We start from the raw sequence: 19,419 nt of genomic DNA on the forward strand, positions 1-19,419 counted from the left end.
AAGGCAAAGCCTAAAGCATCGTGCGTTTGATCAAACGCATTGCGGCTTTGCCGTCCCCGTCACCGGGAACGGTTCGCTCAATCGATCGAGATCGCGTAATTTTCGATCACGGTATTGGCCAGCAGCTTCTCGCACATGGCTTTCAATTCCGCTTCTGCTGCGGCCTTGTCGGCGGTGTCGAGCGACAGGTCGAAAACCTTGCCCTGGCGGACCTGGTTGACGTCGCCGAAGCCGAGCGCGCTGAGCGCTCCTTCGATAGCCTTGCCTTGCGGGTCCAGAACGCCGTTTTTCAACGTAACGGTGACGCGAGCCTTAATCACGATTGTGTCTCCAGAACTACTTGACCAGAACCGGGCCGGTGCCGCGAACGGGTTCGTTTTCATTGATGATGCCGAGACGGCGCGCCACTTCCTGATAGGCTTCCAGCAGCCCGCCCATATCGTGGCGGAAGCGGTCCTTGTCCAATTTCTCGTGGGTTTCAACGTCCCAAAGGCGGCAGCTGTCGGGCGAAATCTCGTCGGCCAAAACGATGCGCATCATGTCACCTTCGTAGAGGCGACCGCATTCGATCTTGAAATCGACCAGCTGAATGCCGATGCCGAGGAAGAGCCCTGAGAGGAAGTCATTGACGCGAATGGCCAGCGCCATGATATCGTCCAGCTCAGCCGGATTGGCCCAGCCAAACGCGGTGATATGCTCTTCCGAGACAATCGGATCTTCCAGCGCATCGGATTTATAATAGAATTCGATGATGGAGCGCGGCAGAACCACGCCTTCTTCGATGCCGAGACGCTTGGACAGGGAACCGGCGGCGACATTGCGCACGACGATCTCAAGCGGAATGATTTCCACTTCCTTGATCAGCTGCTCACGCATGTTGAGGCGGCGGATGAAGTGGGTGGGAATGCCGATCTTGTTCAGATGCGTGTAGACATATTCGCAGATGCGATTGTTCAACACGCCTTTGCCGTCGATGACATCATGCTTTTTCTTGTTGAAGGCTGTTGCATCATCCTTGAAAAACTGGATCAGCGTGCCCGGCTCAGGACCCTCGTACAGGATCTTGGCCTTGCCTTCGTAAATACGGCGGCGACGGTTCATGACGGTTTGTCTCTATTGTTGGCGTCGCACAAGGGACGCTCTGTGTCACTGGTTGAGGCGGTCCATAAAGGAAAACGCGGCTTTTCACAATCCGGCTCTTGCCCCTTCCTTGTTTTTCTGGTCGCGCCCGGTTCGGACGCATCCACACAGGCTTCTGCTCCCTACCGTTCAATCTCCAATGCAGACATTACCGACCATGGAGAATCGCGATCTATCACAGCAGCCCAGGATATTATCTTTAGCACAGCGGTGCCGAACCACGAAATCCGTGGCCGTAGAAAGCCATGGATAAGTCAGTCCTCGGCTGAAAGCTTGCTGAGAAACTGGGCAAACACCATGGTGCCTTCCGGCCAGGGACCATGGCCGGATTCGGCATTGAGATGGCCAGCCTCGCCCGCATCGACGAGGAGCGCTCCCCAGGCCTTGGCGATATCCTCGGCATGATCATAGGTGCCGAACGGATCGTTGCGACTAGCGACCATGAGCGTAGGGAAGGGCAGGGGCACACGGGGATAAGGCCCGAAGGTCATCAGGTGGCGAGGTCGGATTTCCGCGTTGGCCACATCCGGCGGTGCCACTAGAAAAGCGCCAGCTACCTTGCGCTGAAAATGCGGCACCGCATGCACGATCGTTGGCACACCCAGCGAGTGTCCCACCAGCACGACCGGTTTTTCGGCGCGGTTTACCTCTTCCACCAGCCGCTTCACCCAATCCTCCCGGACAGGTTTTGCCCATTCGGCCTGCTCAACGCGGCGCGCGGTGGACAGTTTGCCCTCCCAACGGCTTTGCCAATGGTCCGGCCCGGAATTGGTATAGCCGGGAACGATCAAGATTTCTGCTTGCGATGCCTTCATGCCGCTTATCTGCGATCCGTAGCGCCTTGCGTCAAGAGTGTGAGCGCGGCAAGGACAAAAGAAAATGGTTTGTCTTGCCTACCAATATTGACGACGACCGGCCGACGGGATTACCTTGGCCGGGATATTCTGGGAGGAATTCATGTCATTATTTGCTGTGCGGAGCGCGGTGTTTGCGGCTCTGATGTTTCCGTCATTTCTGTATGCATCCGGGGCCAATGCCGCCGGCACATGCGAGGATGTCCGCAATAGCGGCGCGCATCCACCCGAATTGACCATAACTGAGGCAACATCCGTTTCCAGCACTGCGGAGATGCCACGCAGCCATTGCCTGATTCAGGGCGAATTGGCGCCTCACCAGGGCATTGATGGCAGAGCCTATGCCATCCATTTCGAAATGCGGCTTCCAGATGATTGGAATGGCCGGTTCGTGCATCAGTTCAACGGTGGCAACGACGGTAAGGTCTTGGCCGCTACCGGTCCGCTGCTCGGCGGCAACAAGGCGGACAATGCGCTCAGCCGTGGTTATGCAGTGGTCTCCAGCGATGCCGGCCATGACGAAGCGGCATTTTCCGACAAGGGGCTTGCCGGTTCAGCCGCCTTTGGCTTCGACCCGGTCGCCCGCCAGGATTATGGCTACAGTGCCGTCGCCAAGCTCAACCCCTTGGCCATGCAGCTTGTTGAGCAGTATTACGGACAAAAAATTGCCTTTCGCTACGGCATCGGTGGCTCGAACGGTGGCCGCCATGCGCTGATGGCCGCCACGCGGTTGCCGGAGCAATTCGATGGTCTGCTCGTCGGTTATCCCGGCTTCAATTTGCCGAAGGCCGCTCTTCAGCATGCCTGGGACGTGCAATCCTGGGCCAAGGTCGATCAGGATATCGCCAAAGCCTTTTCTCCCGCCGATATGGCGGTTCTCGCCAAGGGCATCCTTACCGCCTGCGATGCCTTGGACGGTCGGGTTGATGGCGTTGTCGGCAACGCGGAGGCCTGCCAGAGCCGCTTCAATCTCGCCTCCCTGGCCTGCAAGGCTGAGAAGCAGCCCGATTGCCTCAGCCAGAGCCAGATCACTGCCCTCCGGGCCAGCCATGCCGGCCCGAAAAACAGCAAGGGCCATGCGCTGTACAGCAATTGGGATTGGGACCCGGGCATGGGGTCTGCCAATTGGCGACTGTGGAAATTGCAGAGCCCTGTTGCAGCCTGGGGTGGCAAGCCAATCATTGCTGTGATGGGAGCGGGTTCGCTGGCTCAGATCTTCACCACGCCGCCCGTGCCCGTTAATGGAACGCCGGAGGATCTGCAAAAGTTTTTGCTTGGCTTCGATTTCGACCGGGATGCGCCGAAGATTTTTGCGAAATCAGGCCCGTTCACGGAATCTGCTGCAGATTTCATGATTCCCCCCAATAGCGCCAATCCGAATTTGAAGGCATTTAAAGCCGCGGGCCACAAGATGATTGTTTTTCATGGCAATGCCGATCCGGTATTTTCAGTGCTCGATACGGTCAAGTGGTACCGCAAACTCGACAGCAATAACGGTCGCAAGGCGGGTGATTTCGTCAAATTCTACCGCATCCCCGGCATGCCGCATGGGGCGGGTGGTCCCTCCTATGACGATTTCGATTTCTTCACACCGCTCGTCGCCTGGGTAGAAAAGGGCGCTGCGCCCGGTCCGGTTTCCGCCGGCATTACCAAGGACAACAAGGAGGCGTCAGCACTAACGCCGGGGCGCTATCTTTACTGCCCCTATCCCCTGGTTGCGCATTACGATAAAGCCGCTGCTGGCTCGGATTCCATCCCCTTCAAATGCCGCTGAGATAAAAAAACGGCATAGGAGCATCGGATCTGAGACCAGTTCATCCTTTTTAGGCCGATAGTGGTTTTTGTGATGAGAGCATCGTGCATTCTTCAAATGCACGATGCTTTGTGATTTTGTTTTGCATCGGGTTTATCCGAAAGCCGGTCCCGCTGTTCGACCGATGCTCCCAATTATTAACGTCGCCATTCTGACGGTTGTCATGGAAATTGGACGCCAGTTTTCGCGAAAAGACAAATGGCGCAAACAGGTTCTGGTTTATGGCTGGCGTGTTTTGATATCGCACGTATGACAGAGCCGTCAGGGAGCTGCTCAAATCTTCTGCTGACCAAGAACATCAATCAAAGATTGTTTTTTACTGATGATCACCATAAAATAGAATTTACAGTATATATTAGAGTATTATTTTGTAGTTGTGTTTCGCGTTTGCGATGCGATCGTCTCTCTCTCTCGAGAAAAATATATCGATTATCATTTGCCAATGGATTTTTAGTGAGTGACGGGCGATAACTGTAAATATTATTTAAGATCACTGGGTGCAGACATATTTCTTATACGCCCAGGCTGGGACCGGGTGAGGCATGACAAAGCAACCGTATTTTGGGTTAACATCTCTTGGTTTTACTCTTCAATATTCCAACGCTGATGATCTGCCTCCTGGTCGGATGGACCTTGAATTCTGTGCTGATGAGCATCAGTTGGTTTTTCGACCGTAAATCCAGCCAGTTGGGCGTTTGGAGTATCGGTTTTTGGTGTGTTGCAATCGGTACATGCTTGCAGGCTTTGCGTGGGATCGTTCCTGAATCTCTCGGTATCGGCCTTGGTGGAGCACTGGTGCTTTTGGGTTCCGGACTGGTGTGGGTTGGGTTTCGGATCTTCGATGGGTTTTCCCGTTCCGGTTGGTTTGTGGTCGCGATAACCGCGATTTGGCTCCTATGCTATTTTGGAGTGAATATCTTTTCCACCAATCCCGATTACCGAATTGTCCTCTACACGATTTTAACCGTTATCCAGATTGGCGCTTTGGCCGCCTCGATTTGGTCCGGATGGAAGAGTGACCATTTTCCAGTCCGCCTTGTCCTTATCTTCATGCTGCTGTCCTACTGCTTCGTCATGTTGATGCGTATTCCGTTGGTGATGATCTGGCCGGTCACCGAGATCGGTGGCGTAGCCCAAACACCATGGGTGTCGGTCGTTACCTTTATTTTATACGTCAACAGCCTTGGGCTGGGGATCGGCATTTTTGCGCTCAGCAGCCATCGAAGCCTCATGCAGTATAAGCATGCCTCCGAGATCGACATGCTGACCGGCGTTCTCAACCGCCGCGCTTTCTATGAGCGTGCCCAGTCACAAATGCTTAAGAATGCTGGTGTGCTGGCGCTGATCGATCTCGATCATTTCAAATACATCAATGATGCCCATGGACATGCCGGAGGCGACGCCGCCTTGTGTGCCTTTGGGAAAACGATGATCGAGCAACTCAATGCGAACATGGTGTTTGGTCGGCTTGGCGGGGAAGAGTTTGCTCTGTTCATGCCGCAAATGACGGGTGGTGAAGCGCTGGCCTTTTGCGATGGGCTGCGGCAATCCGTTGCCCGGCTCACCACTCCCTGGCGTGACACGACGATCACCATGACCATCAGTATCGGCATGCATGAGGTCGTCAAAGCTGGCGCAGATCTCGACGCGGTGTCTCTTCGGGCGGATGCAGCGCTTTACCGGGCTAAAGATCAAGGACGGGATCGTTGCGTTTTGAGCGCTGCGGAGGAAGCCGTGGTGCAGAAACCGGAGGAGGGGATGGCTGCCGTCATCGCGCTGATCGGTGCAAAACCAGCGGCGGTACCCGAACTATCGTGATGTGTTGAAAAATTCTGGTAAGGGGAATACCAAGCGCCATCTTTGAGGGCGCTTGGCAAATTCTGTTTCATCAGAGGTCCGATGTGTTCAATCGGATCTGAAATTCAAGGTCATGCGGTGGCTGCGGCCTGGGCTTCGGTGTCGATTTCACTCGCACGGCGGTAGGCATCGCGATCGGTCATCCGGGCAATGTAATCGGTAAAGACCGGACGTGCTGGCACACTGTTCACTCTCAGTGAGAACGACAGATGCGATGCAAGATAGAGATCGGCGGCGCTAAAGCTTTCGCCAGCGATATACGGGCTTGCGGAAATTGCCGAAGCAACCACATCCATCATGGTGTCAATGCTGCCGTAGCCAACCATGCCGCGACGCTCATCGGGGACGGCAAAGCCACAGGCCTGGCCAATGACGGCGGCTTCCACGGGGCCAGCGGTGAAAAACAGCCAGCGGTAATAGCTGCCGCGCTTGTCAAGGGCAGGTGCAAGGCCCGCCTCAGGAAAGGCATCGGCCAGATAGGCGAGAATGGCTGGCGTTTCCGTCACCACCGTTTTGCCATGGCGGATAGCGGGGACTTTGCCCAGCGGGTTGATGGCGGTGTAGTCGGCCGCCTTCATGACGGGGCCGTAGGCGACCAATTCGGTCTGATAGGGTTGGCCGATCTCTTCCAGCATCCAGCGAACGATGCGCCCTCTGGACATTGGATTGGTGTATAAAACGACTTGCTCGGTCATGGTGTTCTCTTCCCCAAAAAATGCATAGAATACATAGGATTGACGATGCTCAGGCATCCTCGCCTGACATTACAGCGCCGTGCGTTTTATAAAACGCACGGCGCTGTAACACTCTAAATCTGCCGTATAATTTTATCCTTAAATCGATTCCGATTTATGGAATCATGCAGTAGACGGACGGCCATTTTTATTGGCTCTCCCTATAACGCGAAAACCCGGCGCGATGGCCGGGTCTTGCAAAACGTGTGACGGCTCAGGCGGCCATTGCAGCCCGAAGATTTTCATCCACCTTGTCGAGGAAGGCGGTGGTCGACAGCCATGGCTGGTCGGGGCCGATCAGCAGCGCCAGATCCTTGGTCATGAAGCCAGCTTCGACTGTGTCGACGCAAACCTTTTCAAGGGTGAGGGCGAACTTGGCCAGCTCGGCATTGTCGTCCAGCTTGGCGCGGTGCGCGAGGCCACGGGTCCAGGCAAAGATCGAGGCGATGGAATTGGTCGAGGTTTCCTGGCCCTTCTGGTGCTGGCGATAGTGACGGGTCACGGTGCCGTGGGCGGCTTCGGCTTCCACCGTGCGGCCATCCGGCGACAGCAGAACCGAGGTCATCAGGCCGAGCGAGCCGAAGCCCTGCGCAACCGTATCCGACTGCACGTCGCCGTCATAGTTCTTGCAGGCCCAGATATAGCCACCCGACCACTTCAGCGCGGAGGCAACCATGTCGTCGATCAGGCGATGCTCGTAGGTAATGCCAGCGGCGTCGAACTGAGCCTTGAATTCGGCCTGGTAGACTTCCTCGAAAATATCCTTGAAGCGACCGTCATAGGCCTTCAAGATGGTGTTCTTGGTGGACAGGTACACCGGCCACTTGCGCATCAGGCCGTAGTTCATCGAAGCGCGGGCGAAATCGCGGATCGAGTCATCCAGGTTGTACATGGCCATTGCCACACCGGCGGACGGTGCATCGAACACGTCCTTCTCGATCACCTGGCCGTCTTCGCCGACGAATTTGATGGTCAGCTTGCCCTTGCCGGGGAATTTGAAATCGGTTGCCTTATACTGGTCGCCGAAAGCATGACGACCAACAACGATTGGCTGGGTCCAGCCGGGAACGAGACGGGGTACGTTTTTGCAGATGATTGGCTCGCGGAAAATAACGCCGCCGAGGATGTTGCGGATCGTGCCGTTCGGGCTTTTCCACATTTCCTTCAGGTTGAATTCCTTCACGCGGGCTTCGTCGGGCGTGATGGTGGCGCATTTGATGCCGACGCCGTGCTTTTTGATGGCGTGGGCGGAATCAATCGTTACCTGGTCATTGGTTGCATCGCGGTTTTCTACCGAGAGGTCGTAGTATTCAATCTCGAGATCGAGATAGGGAAGGATCAGCTTTTCCTTGATGAACTGCCAGATGATACGGGTCATTTCATCGCCGTCGAGATCGACGACCGGGTTGGCAACCTTGATCTTTTGCATAAGTCTTCCTCATCGATAGGGCGGCTTTAATTCGACCGCGTCTCTGTCCATATGACCGGAGTTGCCTATAGCATTCTCGCAAGCCAAGGCAAACAGGAAGCCGCGTGTGGACTTCATTTTAGCTTGAATGCGCTTTGCCTTCCGCCTCTTGCATTTTGGGCTGTTTATGCCCATGCAGGCGTAAATTTGCAGGGTTAAGTGAATAATTGCAGGAAAGGCGCCATGGCAGGCACGAACAGCGAGCGCGAGCTTATCGCCGAGGGACCGGCGATTATTCTGGTGGAACCGCAATTGGGCGAAAATATCGGCATGGTGGCCCGTGCCATGGCGAATTTCGGGTTGGCGGAACTGCGCCTGGTCAATCCGCGTGATGGGTGGCCCTCGGAAAAAGCCCGGTCCGCCGCATCTAAGGCCGACCATGTCATCGATGGTGCCAAGCTATACGATACTTTGGAAGAAGCACTGGCCGATCTTAATTTCGTCTATGCGACCACGGCGCGCCAACGGGACAATTTCAAGCCTGTGGCCTCACCGGTGACGGCGGCCGCAACCTTGCGAACCCGGTTTCTGGCCGGTGAAAAAACCGGAATTCTTTTTGGACGTGAAAAATCCGGCCTGAAGAATGAGGATGTGGCTCTGGCCGATGAAATCGTCACCTTTCCGGTCAATCCCGCTTTCGCGTCGCTGAACATCGCTCAGGCCGTGCTGCTGATGTCCTATGAGTGGATGAAATCCACCATGGAGGATGTTACCCAGACGCCGTTTCAGGGCGTCGACCAAATGCCTGCCAGCAAGGAAGAAGTTATCGGCCTGTTCGAGCATATGGAGGATGCACTTGATGCCAGGGGATATTTCCGTCCGATCCATAAAAAAGCACGAATGATCGACAATCTGCGCGCCGTGCTGACGCGACGTGGTTTCACTTCACCGGAGATCAATGTCATGCGTGGCGTGGTCTCGTCACTCGACCGCTTCTCCCGCCGCAATCCGCGCGGCGCTGGAGCGCCTTTGGAGGGCGACGCAGTGGACGGCATTGAGAGGGACGAAGCTGATGGTAGCGGGCATGAACGAGACCAGGACTAAACTAAAACCGATTCTGGTGTTTGATTCCGGTATTGGCGGCTTGACCGTTTTGCGTGAAGCCCGGGTGCTGATGCCGGAGCGCGGCTTTATCTACATCGCCGATGACGCTGGTTTCCCCTATGGCAATTGGGAGGAGGAGCCACTCAAAGCACGGATCGTCTCCTTGTTTGCCTCTCTTCTGGCGCAATATGATCCCGAAGCGGTGATCGTTGCCTGTAGCACGGCCTTCACGCTGGCTGGTGCCGCGCTGCGCGAAGCCTTTCCCGGCATGCGCTTCATCGGCACTGTGCCCGCCATCAAGCCTGCCGCCGAGCGCAGCCGTTCCGGACTGATTTCCGTGCTGGCAACCCCGGGCACCGTCAAGCGCGCCTATACCCGCGATCTGATCCAGTCCTTTGCCAGCCAGTGCGAGGTCAACCTTGTCGGCTCTCAACATCTGGCCCGGCTGGCTGAAGCCTATATTCGCGGTGAGCCGGTTGAAGAGGCGGCGCTGAATGCCGAGATCGCGCCCTGTTTCATCGAAAAACAAGGCGCGAAGACCGATATCGTCGTGCTCGCCTGTACCCATTATCCGTTTCTTGCCAATGTCTTCCGCAAGCTGGCTCCCTGGCCGGTTGATTGGCTTGACCCCGCGGAAGCCATCGCCCGTCAGGCGCGGCGTCTGGTACCAGTCGTGGACGAGAGCGCGCATTCGGACGATTACGATTTCGCGGTCTTCACGTCAGGCCAGCCGGTCTTTTCCACCCACCGGCTGATGCAGGGATTTGGCCTGCGCGTCGCATCAGACTGACGTTTATTACGGAAATAGCCAGAAGATAAATTATCGTGTTCGCGCGTGTAGGCTCTCGGTGAGTTGTTCGACCAGGCAGGCAAGCTGTCGCAGACATTCGTCCCAAGCCAATTGGACGCCTTCCTGCGATACAGTGTCTGGTATACCGGACTGAAGGAGTGTCAGTGCCGTTCCCTTTACTGTCGGTTTCAGCTGGATAATGGTCTCGACTCGCGCAGTCCAGAATGGGTCATCCATTCTTTCCGTGTAGCGAATACGCTCGTTGAGAACCAATTCGTTGAACTCTCCGATCATCACATAACTTAAATCTGACGCGGTGCTGATAAAGCGTATCCTGTAACCGCCACCCTCGCGTCCATCGAAATGAAGCGGTTGGCAGGTAAAGTCCTTCCTCTGCATCCATTGCACGACGGACTGCTCGTCAAGAAACGCTTTATAGACGCGACTGATCGGAGCCTGGATGAGTTTATCAACGCGAATGGAAAATGCCATTCCGAGACCTTTCGCGCCCAAAGGGCTATAGGTGTTCGTAAAAACAGTAGATATTCAAGGTTGTTTCATCATTTTAGAAGTGGATGCACTTTAAACCGAAGCCGTCCTGTATTGAGGCGATCTTTATAGGACGCCATGCGGGGGTCAACTATCTAAAGATTTCAAACTATATTTTTTTGTTATTTCGGTTCGCGCGAAATGTGATGCCGGGACTAAGTCGCTAAAGTAGAATTGGTTGGAAGTGGATTTTAATGCTCCAGATAAAAACTATTGAGCATTCAACGTGTTATTGTGGATTTGATAAAATCGGACCTGCTTGAAGAACACCATTATCTGGGGAATACACAGCCCTACAATAATACGGGAAGCGCCGTGGCATGGTGGGGAAAACACCAAAAATGCGTCATCGGTTTCAAATAATCATAGTCAACATGGTCTTTACGGGGCTCGTCCAGCGGTTGTTTTTCTTGATAAATGTCAGTTGTTCACGGCAAACCCTGTGTGTATCTCTTCGGAGATTGGCTTTTGATGGCGACTTCGATTTTTGTCCGGTTCAATCAGCGCCTTATATCAAGGTTCCTCATGCTCGCGCACTCTTGCCTTGCAGATGGCACAAAATCCCTCAACCCCCTTGAGGCGTCGAGATTTTCAGGCCTCGATATCCTCTGTCTTCTCGAATGATCTGCCTTTTTCAGCGAAACTTACGGTCGCGTATTCCCGACCACCTTCCATCCATCGAAATTGTTGCGAGCCATTTGGAATGCGGCAACGACTTGTGCTACAGATTTTATCCCGCCGCCATCCATGCGGCTCCTAAGAGATTTGAAACAGCTTGTTTGCCGAAATCGTCATTGTTGTCCTGCTCACCATCTTGAACGGCGTATTGGCAATGTCCGAACTGGCGGTCGTCTCCGCCCGTCCGGCGCGTCTGAGAGTTCTGGCCGAAGCCGGTCATCGCGGTTCTGCCGTTGCCATCCGGTTGGCCGAAAATCCTGGTCGGTTTTTGTCGACCGTGCAGATCGGTATTACCCTTGTCGGCGTTTTGTCCGGCGCATTTTCAGGAGCGACGCTGGGGGCTCGATTGACCCAGTGGCTTTTGCTGCAAGGGATGTCAGAGGCCCTGGCAAGCACGCTCGGCGTCGGCTGTGTCGTGGTCGGCATCACCTATCTATCGCTGATTGTCGGTGAACTGGTTCCCAAACAGATCGCGCTGCGAAACCCTGAAATGGTCGCCTCGCGCATGGCAGGCGCCATGCTGATCCTATCCAAGGTTTCGCTGCCGCTGGTCTGGTTGCTGGATGGCTCGGGGCGAGCGGTCCTGTCGCTGCTTGGCCAGAAAGGTGCATCCTCTGGCACGGTGACGGATGAGGAAATCAAGACGGTTCTGGCCGAAGCACAAAGTGCTGGTGTCATCGAATCGGAAGAATCACAGATGATTTCCGGTGTCATGCGCCTGGCGGACCGCACGGCGCGTGGCCTTATGACGCCACGCCGTGATGTCGAACTCATCAGCGTTGATGACACGATTGAGGAAATTCGCGAAACATTGCGCAACAGCCAGCATTCCCGTCTGCCGGTGCGCAATGGCAATTCCGACGAAATCGTCGGGGTCATGCTGGTGAAAAACTTTTACGATGCTTTGGCCAATGGCGGCACGGTCGACATCCGCTCGATTATCAGCGATGTACCGATCGTATCCGATCTGGCCGGTGCCATCGACATCATCCAGTCGATCCGCAAGACGGTTCTGCACATGGTGCTGGTCTATGACGAATACGGCCATTTCGAAGGCATTATCACCTCAGGCGACATTCTTGAGGCGATTACCGGTGCCTACCAGGAAGAGGGCGAGGAAGAGCCGGCGCTGTTGATGCGTGAGGACGGTTCCTATTTGGTGGCCGGATGGACGCCGATCGACGAATTCATCGAGCATATTCGTGTGCCTGTGGATGACGATCCGGATTTTACCACTGTCGCAGGCTATGTGCTGGATGAGTTGAAACGCATTCCGGCGCTGGGCGAAAGTTTCGTCAAGAATGGCTGGAAATTCGAGGTCGTCGATCTGGATGGCCGGCGCATCGACAAGCTGCTGGTCTCGCCGGTCCTGGCAGACGATCCGGATTGATTTCATCCGCGATTGCCTGTGGGTTTCAACGAGAAGACACAGGCATCTTCTTTTACTTTCTGTTAGGAAACACGGATTGAACAACGTGGCTGCATCCTGCTCCAGGAATGCGCCACCATTCCATCATGAGGGTTTATAAAGGTGCAGGTCGGGATCGATATGGGAACAGTGGCGGGTGGCCAACCTGCCAGGCTCGATATCGAGGAGCTATTGGCGACCCGACTTCTTGTTCAAGGCAATTCCGGCTCCGGCAAATCGCATCTTCTGCGGCGTCTGCTGGAGCAATCTGCCCAATGGGTGCAGCAGGTGATCATCGATCCCGAAGGGGATTTCGTGACGCTCTCGGAAAAATACGGCCATCTGGTCGTAGACGGGGAGCGCAGCGATGCCGAATTGATCGGGATTGCCAACCGCATCCGCCAGCACCGGGTTTCCTGCGTGCTGACGCTGGAAGGGTTGGATATCGAGCAACAGATGCGCGCAGCCGGGGTGTTCCTGAACGGGTTGTTTGATGCCGAGCGCGAATATTGGTATCCGGTGCTGGTCGTGGTCGACGAGGCGCAGATGTTTGCCCCCTCGGTCGGCGGTGATGTCTCCGAAGACGCCCGCAAACTGTCGCTTGGCGCCATGACCAACTTGATGTGCCGTGGCCGAAAGCGTGGCCTGGCAGGTGTGATCGCTACCCAGCGACTGGCAAAGCTTGCCAAGAATGTTGCGGCTGAAGCCTCCAATTTTCTGATGGGCCGCACCTTTCTCGATATCGATATGGCGCGTGCCGCCGATCTTCTCGGTATGGATCGCCGCCAGGCGGAAATGTTCCGCGACCTGAAGCGCGGCAATTTTGTTGCCCTTGGCCCGGCGCTGTCACGCCGTCCCTTGCCGATTGTCATCGGTGACGTGGAGACATCAGCGCGTTCCTCCAGTCCGAAACTGATGCCCTTGCCCGATGCGCCGCAGGACGTGGAAGACCTGATTTTCACGCCGGACCCGGAAGAGTTTACCCGCCCGCTCGTTCGCCGTGCGCCGCCAGCCCCGCGTCCTACCACCGATATTCTGGCCGAACTCGCCCGTGCAACGCCGGTGAGCGTCGAGGATGTCGCCCCACAGAGATCGTCACAGCCGGAAATCACCGCCGAGGAACGCGAGGAGCGGATGGCGGCGGTGCTGGCAGAAATTCTCGATGATCCACAGGCGGCCTATCGCACCGATTCCGTTCTCTATCAGGAATTCCTGGTTCGAGCCCGCATGCGCCGGGTCGGCGGTCCGCCGATGGCGATGGGTGAGTTTCGTCGCCGTGTCGCCGTGGCGAGGGCCGATGTCGATGAAGAAACCGCATCCTCTGATCGCTGGCAAGAGGCGCTGTCCTTGTCAACGCGGGTTTCGGATGACCTACAGGGCGTTTTCCTGCTGATCGCCAAGGCGGCCATCCGGTCCGAGCCTTGCCCCTCAGATTTGCGGATTGCCCGAGCTTACGGCACCCATTCCGCCCGCCGCGCCCGCCGGTTGCTTGGATATTTCGAGGAGCAGGGCATGGTCGTGGTGCATACGGATTTTTCCGGAAAACGCATCGTTGCCTTTCCTGATCTGGAATCCGAAACCAAGCCGGGTGATCCGAATGCAGCCGATATGCCGGATAACCGCACTGCTGCGGAATAGAGCTTATGCCACGGTTTTGAACCTGGAGCCTTGCTGACTGGCCAAGTTGTGCCGCAATGGCTGCCCATGATGGGCTGATGACCAAGTTTCCCCTAGCCCTCCGACGGAGGCATGTCCTGAGCTTTGCTTCTTTCAGTTTCCTGGGTCTCGTGACATCAGGGCAAGCCGCATCCCTGGCGCCCGGTGAAGTGCCGCTCTGGTCTGGCCGGGCGCCAGGCGGGGGCGGGCCTCGGCTTGGCCGACGCACCATTCACAAGGCGGCATTGCTGCGGATCGCCACGCCAACCCTGCGGATGGTCCGTCCTCAAACCCCAAATGGTACAGCCGTATTGATTGCACCCGGCGGCGGCTATCATTTCGTGGAGGAACGTAAGGAGGGCGAGGCGGCCGCGCAATGGCTGGCCGCGCGTGGCGTTACTGCTTTCATTCTCACCTACCGTCTTCCAGGTGAAGGCTGGTTCGTTGGGCCGCGCGCGCCATTGCAGGATGCTCAGCGGGCCTTGCGGTTGATCCGGGCGCAGGGTGATGCGCTTGGCCTCGACCCTCAGAAAATTGGCAGCATGGGATTTTCCGCCGGTGGGCATTTGATGGGCATGCTATCGACCCGCTTTGCCGAGCCGATCTATTCCTCGGTGGATAATGCCGATACGCTGTCGGCAAGGCCGGATTTCACCCTGCTGGCCTATCCGGTGATTACTCTGAAGGCTCCCTATAATCATACCTGGACCCGGGTTGAGATGGTTGGTAAACATCCAAGCGATGCCGATGTAGCGGCCTGGTCGGTGGAAACCCATGTTGGTTCCACTTGCCCGCCGGTCTTTCTGGCCCATGCCAAGGACGATCCGGTTGCCAATATCGAGCATTCCAGGCTGATGCAGGCTGCTTGCCGCAAGGCTGGCGTTTCCGCCGATCTGGTCGAACTTGAGCAAGGCGGTCACGGCTTTGCCATGGGCGAGGGAAGCATGGGGAAAACGCCACGACCGCCGGTGCTCTGGACCCCGGCGCTTGAGGCATGGATGCGGGGTCGCAATCTGGTTTGATCCAGCATCGTACCGAAAAGTGGAACCCGGTTTTCGGGCAATACGATGCGAGAAGAAAAGCATCGTACCGAAAAGTGGTTTTCGGCACGATGCGATAGCGCGTCAGTCTGCCCGTTCTTCCCAGACCTTTGCCAGTTCCACAATGGTTTTCACCGCGACTTCCATGTCCTGAACGCTTATCCATTCCAGCGGCGAGTGATAGGCATGACCACCGGTATAGATATTGGGGCAGGGCAGGCCCATGAAGGATAGTCGCGAGCCATCGGTTCCGCCGCGAATGCTATGCAGCACGGGGGTGAGGCCAACGCGGCACACCGCTTCCTCGAGATTGTCCATCACCATCGGATATTGGTCGAGCACCACTTTCATGTTGCGATACTGCTGCTTGACCTCGAATGTATAGGTCGATCCGGGATAGTCGCGCATCACATCGCGGGTGATCTCTTCCAGCAGCGCTTCTTTCTGCGTTAAGCCTTCATCCACAAAATCTCGGATGATGAATTTCAGGTGCGCTTCATCCATGGAACCACTGATGTCGGTGGGGTGAATGAAGCCCTGGCGGCCCTCGGTGGTTTCCGGCGCCTGGTCCTTTGGCAGCCGGGCAATGATAGCGCTGGCGATCTTGATGGCATTTTCCATCCGGCCCTTGGCCGTGCCGGGATGGATGGCAACCCCGGTAATGGTGATCTCGACGCCGTCCGCCGAAAATGTCTCGTTCTCGATCTCGCCGACCGTGCTGCCATCCATGGTGTAGCCAAAGGCTGCGCCCAGCTTTTTAAGGTCGACCTTATCGGCCCCGCGCCCGATTTCCTCATCGGTGGTGAAAAGGATTTTAATGGCGCCATGCCGGATGTGCGGGTTGTCGATCAGGAACTGCGCTGCCGTCATGATTTCGGCAATGCCAGCCTTGTCGTCTGCACCCAACAATGTTGTGCCGTCGGTGGTGACAATGTCATGGCCGATTTGACTGTTGAGCTGCGGATTGTTGCTGACCCGGATGATCTGATTGGCATCGCCGGACAGAACGATATCTCCGCCCTGATAGTTTTTCAGTAGCTGCGGCTTCACATTCGTGCCGGTGAAATCCGGTGCCGTATCCATATGCGAGCAGAAGCAGATGACTGGCACCGGCTTGTCTACATTGGCTGGAATGGTGGCATAGACATTGCCGTGCTCATCCAGATGCGCGTCGGACAGGCCCATGGAGAGCAATTCGCTGACCAGCACATGGCCGAGGTTTTTCTGTTTTTCCGTGGAGGGCTGGCTGGTTGATTCGGGGTCTGATTGTGTGTCGATGACGACATAGCGCAGGAAACGGTCGAGAATTGTATCGGGCATGCGGGCGGTCCATCACGGTTTGTGGCTATGGTTGGTGGCCACGGTTTGGGGCGGGGTCGGGCTTTGCCCATCCGCGGGATATGCGATGCCGATCTGCGGCACCTGCAATTTTACAGTATTCGATTTGCGACATTCTTGACGCAAAAGAGATCCTGTAAATGTAAGCGTTTCACAAGACGCAGGTTTGCTCAACCCATTTGTAATGCATCCGCATTTTTATCTCTCACCATTGGCTGCGGACAATACTCAAGCAAACACTGTTGGAAATGACCCTGTGTAGGCGCGGCTCCGTGACCTGACATCCGCCGCGTTATTGTTCGTCAAGACTAAAAGGATGCCATAATATTTATTTTTCTCTATGCATCCTAAGAGAGTATTTTGACTTTATATTGCGATGCAGAAAAATAGCTGTTCTTTGATGAGGACTCGTGGAATTGAACGGAATTTGAAAATTTCAATATTTTAAATCGCTATGACGTTCATCAAGTTTAGCATTCAAATCGTTGTAATTCATATGTAAAATATCTGGAATTTTTACCGATCGATAAACGAGATTTTGAAATAATAACGGAAAAGTGATTGATGTTTTTGCTGCGTAGCAACAAAAATCACATTTTCGTCCTCGAAATAAATTACTCTCGGTTGTGTAGGCGGGGAATAGTTAAAGGGATCGGTTTGGTCCAGCCCTGCACGATAACCAGCCGGATTGCTGTCTTAAATCCGCGTAGCTCACAACACGGATGCAATGCATTCCGGCTTCAATATCTAGCCAGCTATTTATCAGGAGGATTTTTGCAATGAGTGATTTTTTGAAGCGCGTTTCGAGTTTTCGTGAAGAAGTATTTCCGACCCATTCTGGTCTCTATCGTAAATTGGCCCGGGAAGGGCAGCAGCCTCAGGCCTTGATGATTTCCTGCGCTGACAGCCGGGTCATGCCGGAAGTGATTACCCAGTCCGGCCCTGGCGAACTGTTCGTATGCCGCAATGCGGGCAACATCGTACCACCGTTCTCGACCATGAATGGCGGCGTTTCCTCGGCTATCGAATATGCTGTCGTGGCGCTTGGTGTGCGCGACATCGTCGTGTGCGGCCATTCCGATTGCGGCGCCATGAAGGGCCTGTGCAATCACGAACTCCTGGCGCCGATGCCCAATGTAGCCGCCTGGTTGCGCCATAGCCACGCCGCTTATTCCATCGTTTGCGAGGCTTATCCTGATGATCTGCCGCACAAGGACAAGGTGCGGGCCGTGGCGATGGAAAATGTGGTCATTCAAATCGATCACCTGAAGACCCACCCCTCGGTCGCCGCCAAACTCGCCACCAATGACATTAACCTGCATGGCTGGTTCTTCGACATCGAGACCGGTGAGGTCCAGGTTTATGATGGCGCAGAGAAACGCTTCCTGGTGATCGAGGGTGAAAAGCCGCTGCCAGTGGCGGTGTCCGGACGTGCCACGCCGCATATCATGGCCGATCCTCTCGTAGCGGTGGCGGCGGAGTGAAACGATGGAAAAAACCAGTTCAGCTCTGACACGCGACATTGCTTCGTCCATCGTTGTCTTTCTCGTCGCCATCCCGCTTTGCCTCGGCATTGCCATCGCCTCCGGCGTGCCGGTGGCGATGGGCCTCGTCTCCGGCATTGTCGGCGGCATCGTTATCGGCGTCATCGCCGGTTCACCCTTGCAGGTCTCTGGCCCGGCGGCAGGCCTTGCGGTGATCGTCTTCGGCTTCGTTGAGGAATATGGACTTGTTCTTCTGGGGCCGGTGCTGATCGTCGCCGGATTTTTGCAGGTTCTGGCCGGCTATCTCAAACTGGGTTCCTGGTTTCGCGCCATTTCCCCCGCTGTCGTGCATGGCATGCTGGCGGGAATCGGTATCCTGATCGTGCTGGGTCAGGTCCATGTGTTGATGGATGCCAAGCCCGCTGCGGGTGGCGTTGAAAACGTTGCCGCCATGGATGAGACCATCGGCAAGGTGTTCAGCGGTAGCCTTAGCAATCACAGTATGGCGCTGATGATCGGCCTGATTTCCTTGCTGGCCATGGTTGGCTGGGAAAAATTGCGGCCGGCACGGTTGCGGCTGGTGCCGGGGGCATTGATCGGCGTTGCCGCCGGAACCTTGCTGACGGTCGGCCTCGATTTGCCGATTGCCCGTGTCCAGGTTCCGGCCACCCTGCTGGAAGGCATTCGCTTACCAACGATGGAAAGCTTTGCCGGGCTTGCCCAGCCAGGCGTGATCGCCACCGTGCTGATCATCGCCGTCATCGCCAGCGCCGAAACCCTGCTATCGGCTGCTGCCGTCGACAGGATGCATGATGGTGAGCGCACCCGCTTCAATAAGGAACTGGTGGCGCAGGGCGTCGGCAATAGCCTGTGCGGTCTGCTGGGCGCTCTGCCGGTAACCGGCGTCATCGTTCGCTCGTCTGCCAATATCCAGGCAGGCGCTGCAACACGTCGTTCCACCATTCTCCATGGGGTCTGGATCTTGGCTCTGGTGGCGCTTCTGCCGCAATTGCTGGGGGTCGTGCCTTTGACCGCTCTGGCGGCGGTGCTTTTGGTGACTGGCTGGCGACTGGTGAGCTTGCAGCATGTGCGCCACCTGTTCGATCATCACGGCTGGGTGCCCGTCGCGGTGTGGGGAGTAACGGTCAGCCTTGTTGTCGTGCAGGATTTGCTGGTTGGCGTGGCCGTCGGTCTGTTTCTTTCGATCATGGAAATCATCCCGTTCCTGCGTCGCAAGCTGCATATTGACCATCACGAGAATGACGAGTCGATCCAGTTGAAGCTGAAAGGCGTCGGGACCTGCCGGGACGTTCCGGCATTGCTGGCCACACTGGAATCCCTTCCAGACGGAAAGAAGGTGCTGATTACGCCCGCGGGCCTGCATTATGTCGACCACACCTATGCCGAAACCCTGACGGAATGGGTGACGCGTGAAAGACGGGCAGGGCGGCCGCTTGAGGTGAGCAGGTCCAATCAGCTTGCTCCGAAAGTTGCGTCCATGGTGGATCGGCTCTGCGTCAAGCCCGCATAAAGAAAACCACATGTCAGCTACAAAAAAGGGGCGGC

16 protein-coding genes are annotated in these 19,419 nt (G+C 55.9%); 9 read left to right on the top strand and 7 right to left on the bottom strand.

Translation table 11 applies throughout. From position 1 onward, the window contains the following. Positions 1-77: 77 nt before the first annotated feature. The 3 genes from purS to ASB66_RS12235 form a co-directional block, all read right to left on the bottom strand. A complete protein-coding gene (gene purS, locus ASB66_RS12225) occupies positions 78-320 on the bottom strand; it encodes a phosphoribosylformylglycinamidine synthase subunit PurS (RefSeq protein WP_060715677.1) in 243 nt (80 codons plus the stop codon). Positions 321-336: 16 nt separating this feature from the next. After that, positions 337-1,101 (bottom strand): phosphoribosylaminoimidazolesuccinocarboxamide synthase, encoded by a 765-nt coding sequence (gene purC, locus ASB66_RS12230; protein ID WP_015915788.1) that lies wholly within the window; start codon positions 1,099-1,101, stop codon positions 337-339. Between the two features lie 293 nt (positions 1,102-1,394). Further along, on the bottom strand, positions 1,395-2,021 hold the full coding sequence (locus tag ASB66_RS12235; protein WP_272940003.1) for an RBBP9/YdeN family alpha/beta hydrolase: 627 nt from the start codon (positions 2,019-2,021) through the stop codon (positions 1,395-1,397). A 76-nt stretch (positions 2,022-2,097) separates the two neighbouring features. On the opposite strand from ASB66_RS12235, the gene ASB66_RS12240 reads away from it, so the two are divergent. Together ASB66_RS12240 and ASB66_RS12250 are read left to right on the top strand one after the other, a co-directional pair. After that, on the top strand, positions 2,098-3,768 hold the full coding sequence (locus ASB66_RS12240; protein WP_114386562.1) for a tannase/feruloyl esterase family alpha/beta hydrolase: 1,671 nt from the start codon (positions 2,098-2,100) through the stop codon (positions 3,766-3,768). Positions 3,769-4,455: 687 nt separating this feature from the next. Next, positions 4,456-5,625, top strand: a complete 1,170-nt coding sequence (locus ASB66_RS12250; protein WP_158544212.1) for a GGDEF domain-containing protein — start codon at positions 4,456-4,458, stop codon at positions 5,623-5,625. Positions 5,626-5,735: 110 nt separating this feature from the next. On the opposite strand, the gene ASB66_RS12255 is transcribed toward ASB66_RS12250, so the two are convergent. Beyond that, a complete protein-coding gene (locus ASB66_RS12255; protein WP_060716001.1) occupies positions 5,736-6,359 on the bottom strand; it encodes a glutathione S-transferase family protein in 624 nt (207 codons plus the stop codon). 253 nt (positions 6,360-6,612) lie between these two features. Continuing rightward, on the bottom strand, positions 6,613-7,827 hold the full coding sequence (locus tag ASB66_RS12260) for an NADP-dependent isocitrate dehydrogenase (protein WP_060715672.1): 1,215 nt from the start codon (positions 7,825-7,827) through the stop codon (positions 6,613-6,615). A 222-nt stretch (positions 7,828-8,049) separates the two neighbouring features. On the opposite strand from ASB66_RS12260, the gene ASB66_RS12265 reads away from it, so the two are divergent. After that, positions 8,050-8,910 carry an RNA methyltransferase gene (locus ASB66_RS12265; RefSeq protein WP_060715671.1) on the top strand — a complete coding sequence of 287 codons (861 nt, stop codon included), beginning with the start codon at positions 8,050-8,052 and terminating at the stop codon, positions 8,908-8,910. After that, the gene (murI, locus tag ASB66_RS12270; RefSeq protein ID WP_060715670.1) at positions 8,891-9,700 is read left to right on the top strand and encodes a glutamate racemase; all 810 of its coding nucleotides are present in this window, start codon (positions 8,891-8,893) and stop codon (positions 9,698-9,700) included. Before ASB66_RS12265 ends, murI begins: the two co-directional genes overlap by 20 nt. A 30-nt stretch (positions 9,701-9,730) precedes the next feature. Here the strand turns inward: murI and ASB66_RS12275 are convergent, their stop codons facing one another. Next, positions 9,731-10,192 carry an SRPBCC family protein gene (locus ASB66_RS12275; protein ID WP_060715669.1) on the bottom strand — a complete coding sequence of 154 codons (462 nt, stop codon included), beginning with the start codon at positions 10,190-10,192 and terminating at the stop codon, positions 9,731-9,733. An 832-nt stretch (positions 10,193-11,024) separates the two neighbouring features. Between ASB66_RS12275 and ASB66_RS12280 the strand changes: the two genes are divergently transcribed. From ASB66_RS12280 to ASB66_RS12290, 3 genes are all read left to right on the top strand, one after another. Next, positions 11,025-12,317, top strand: a complete 1,293-nt coding sequence (locus tag ASB66_RS12280; protein ID WP_060715668.1) for a hemolysin family protein — start codon at positions 11,025-11,027, stop codon at positions 12,315-12,317. Positions 12,318-12,458: 141 nt separating this feature from the next. After that, positions 12,459-13,973, top strand: coding sequence for a helicase HerA domain-containing protein (locus ASB66_RS12285; RefSeq protein WP_060715667.1), 1,515 nt, complete (start codon positions 12,459-12,461; stop codon positions 13,971-13,973). Between the two features lie 77 nt (positions 13,974-14,050). Beyond that, positions 14,051-15,013: an alpha/beta hydrolase gene (locus ASB66_RS12290; RefSeq protein ID WP_234613860.1), complete on the top strand. Its 963-nt coding sequence runs from the start codon at positions 14,051-14,053 to the stop codon at positions 15,011-15,013. Positions 15,014-15,115: 102 nt separating this feature from the next. Here ASB66_RS12290 and pepT read toward each other — a convergent pair whose 3' ends face one another. Next, positions 15,116-16,351 (bottom strand): peptidase T, encoded by a 1,236-nt coding sequence (pepT, locus tag ASB66_RS12295; protein ID WP_060715665.1) that lies wholly within the window; start codon positions 16,349-16,351, stop codon positions 15,116-15,118. A gap of 797 nt (positions 16,352-17,148) precedes the next feature. Between pepT and ASB66_RS12300 the strand changes: the two genes are divergently transcribed. Together ASB66_RS12300 and ASB66_RS12305 are read left to right on the top strand one after the other, a co-directional pair. After that, positions 17,149-17,853: a carbonic anhydrase gene (locus ASB66_RS12300; RefSeq protein ID WP_060715664.1), complete on the top strand. Its 705-nt coding sequence runs from the start codon at positions 17,149-17,151 to the stop codon at positions 17,851-17,853. A gap of 4 nt (positions 17,854-17,857) precedes the next feature. Continuing rightward, positions 17,858-19,384 carry a SulP family inorganic anion transporter gene (locus ASB66_RS12305; protein WP_060715663.1) on the top strand — a complete coding sequence of 509 codons (1,527 nt, stop codon included), beginning with the start codon at positions 17,858-17,860 and terminating at the stop codon, positions 19,382-19,384. Positions 19,385-19,419: the final 35 nt, after the last annotated feature.

The sequence above is a fragment of the Gillisella vitis genome (genome assembly GCF_001541345.2).
GTDB classification, from domain to species: domain Bacteria; phylum Pseudomonadota; class Alphaproteobacteria; order Rhizobiales; family Rhizobiaceae; genus Allorhizobium; species Allorhizobium vitis.

Coding starts and splice junctions, on each gene's coding strand:
- purC (WP_015915788.1), bottom strand. CDS start 1,101: ATGAACCGTCGCCGCCGTATTTACGAAGGCAAGGCCAAGATCCTGTAC.
- ASB66_RS12240 (WP_114386562.1), top strand. CDS start 2,098: ATGTCATTATTTGCTGTGCGGAGCGCGGTGTTTGCGGCTCTGATGTTT.
- ASB66_RS12250 (WP_158544212.1), top strand. CDS start 4,456: ATGAGCATCAGTTGGTTTTTCGACCGTAAATCCAGCCAGTTGGGCGTT.
- ASB66_RS12255 (WP_060716001.1), bottom strand. CDS start 6,359: ATGACCGAGCAAGTCGTTTTATACACCAATCCAATGTCCAGAGGGCGC.
- ASB66_RS12260 (WP_060715672.1), bottom strand. CDS start 7,827: ATGCAAAAGATCAAGGTTGCCAACCCGGTCGTCGATCTCGACGGCGAT.
- ASB66_RS12265 (WP_060715671.1), top strand. CDS start 8,050: ATGGCAGGCACGAACAGCGAGCGCGAGCTTATCGCCGAGGGACCGGCG.
- murI (WP_060715670.1), top strand. CDS start 8,891: ATGAACGAGACCAGGACTAAACTAAAACCGATTCTGGTGTTTGATTCC.
- ASB66_RS12275 (WP_060715669.1), bottom strand. CDS start 10,192: ATGGCATTTTCCATTCGCGTTGATAAACTCATCCAGGCTCCGATCAGT.
- ASB66_RS12290 (WP_234613860.1), top strand. CDS start 14,051: ATGACCAAGTTTCCCCTAGCCCTCCGACGGAGGCATGTCCTGAGCTTT.
- pepT (WP_060715665.1), bottom strand. CDS start 16,351: ATGCCCGATACAATTCTCGACCGTTTCCTGCGCTATGTCGTCATCGAC.
- ASB66_RS12300 (WP_060715664.1), top strand. CDS start 17,149: ATGAGTGATTTTTTGAAGCGCGTTTCGAGTTTTCGTGAAGAAGTATTT.
- ASB66_RS12305 (WP_060715663.1), top strand. CDS start 17,858: ATGGAAAAAACCAGTTCAGCTCTGACACGCGACATTGCTTCGTCCATC.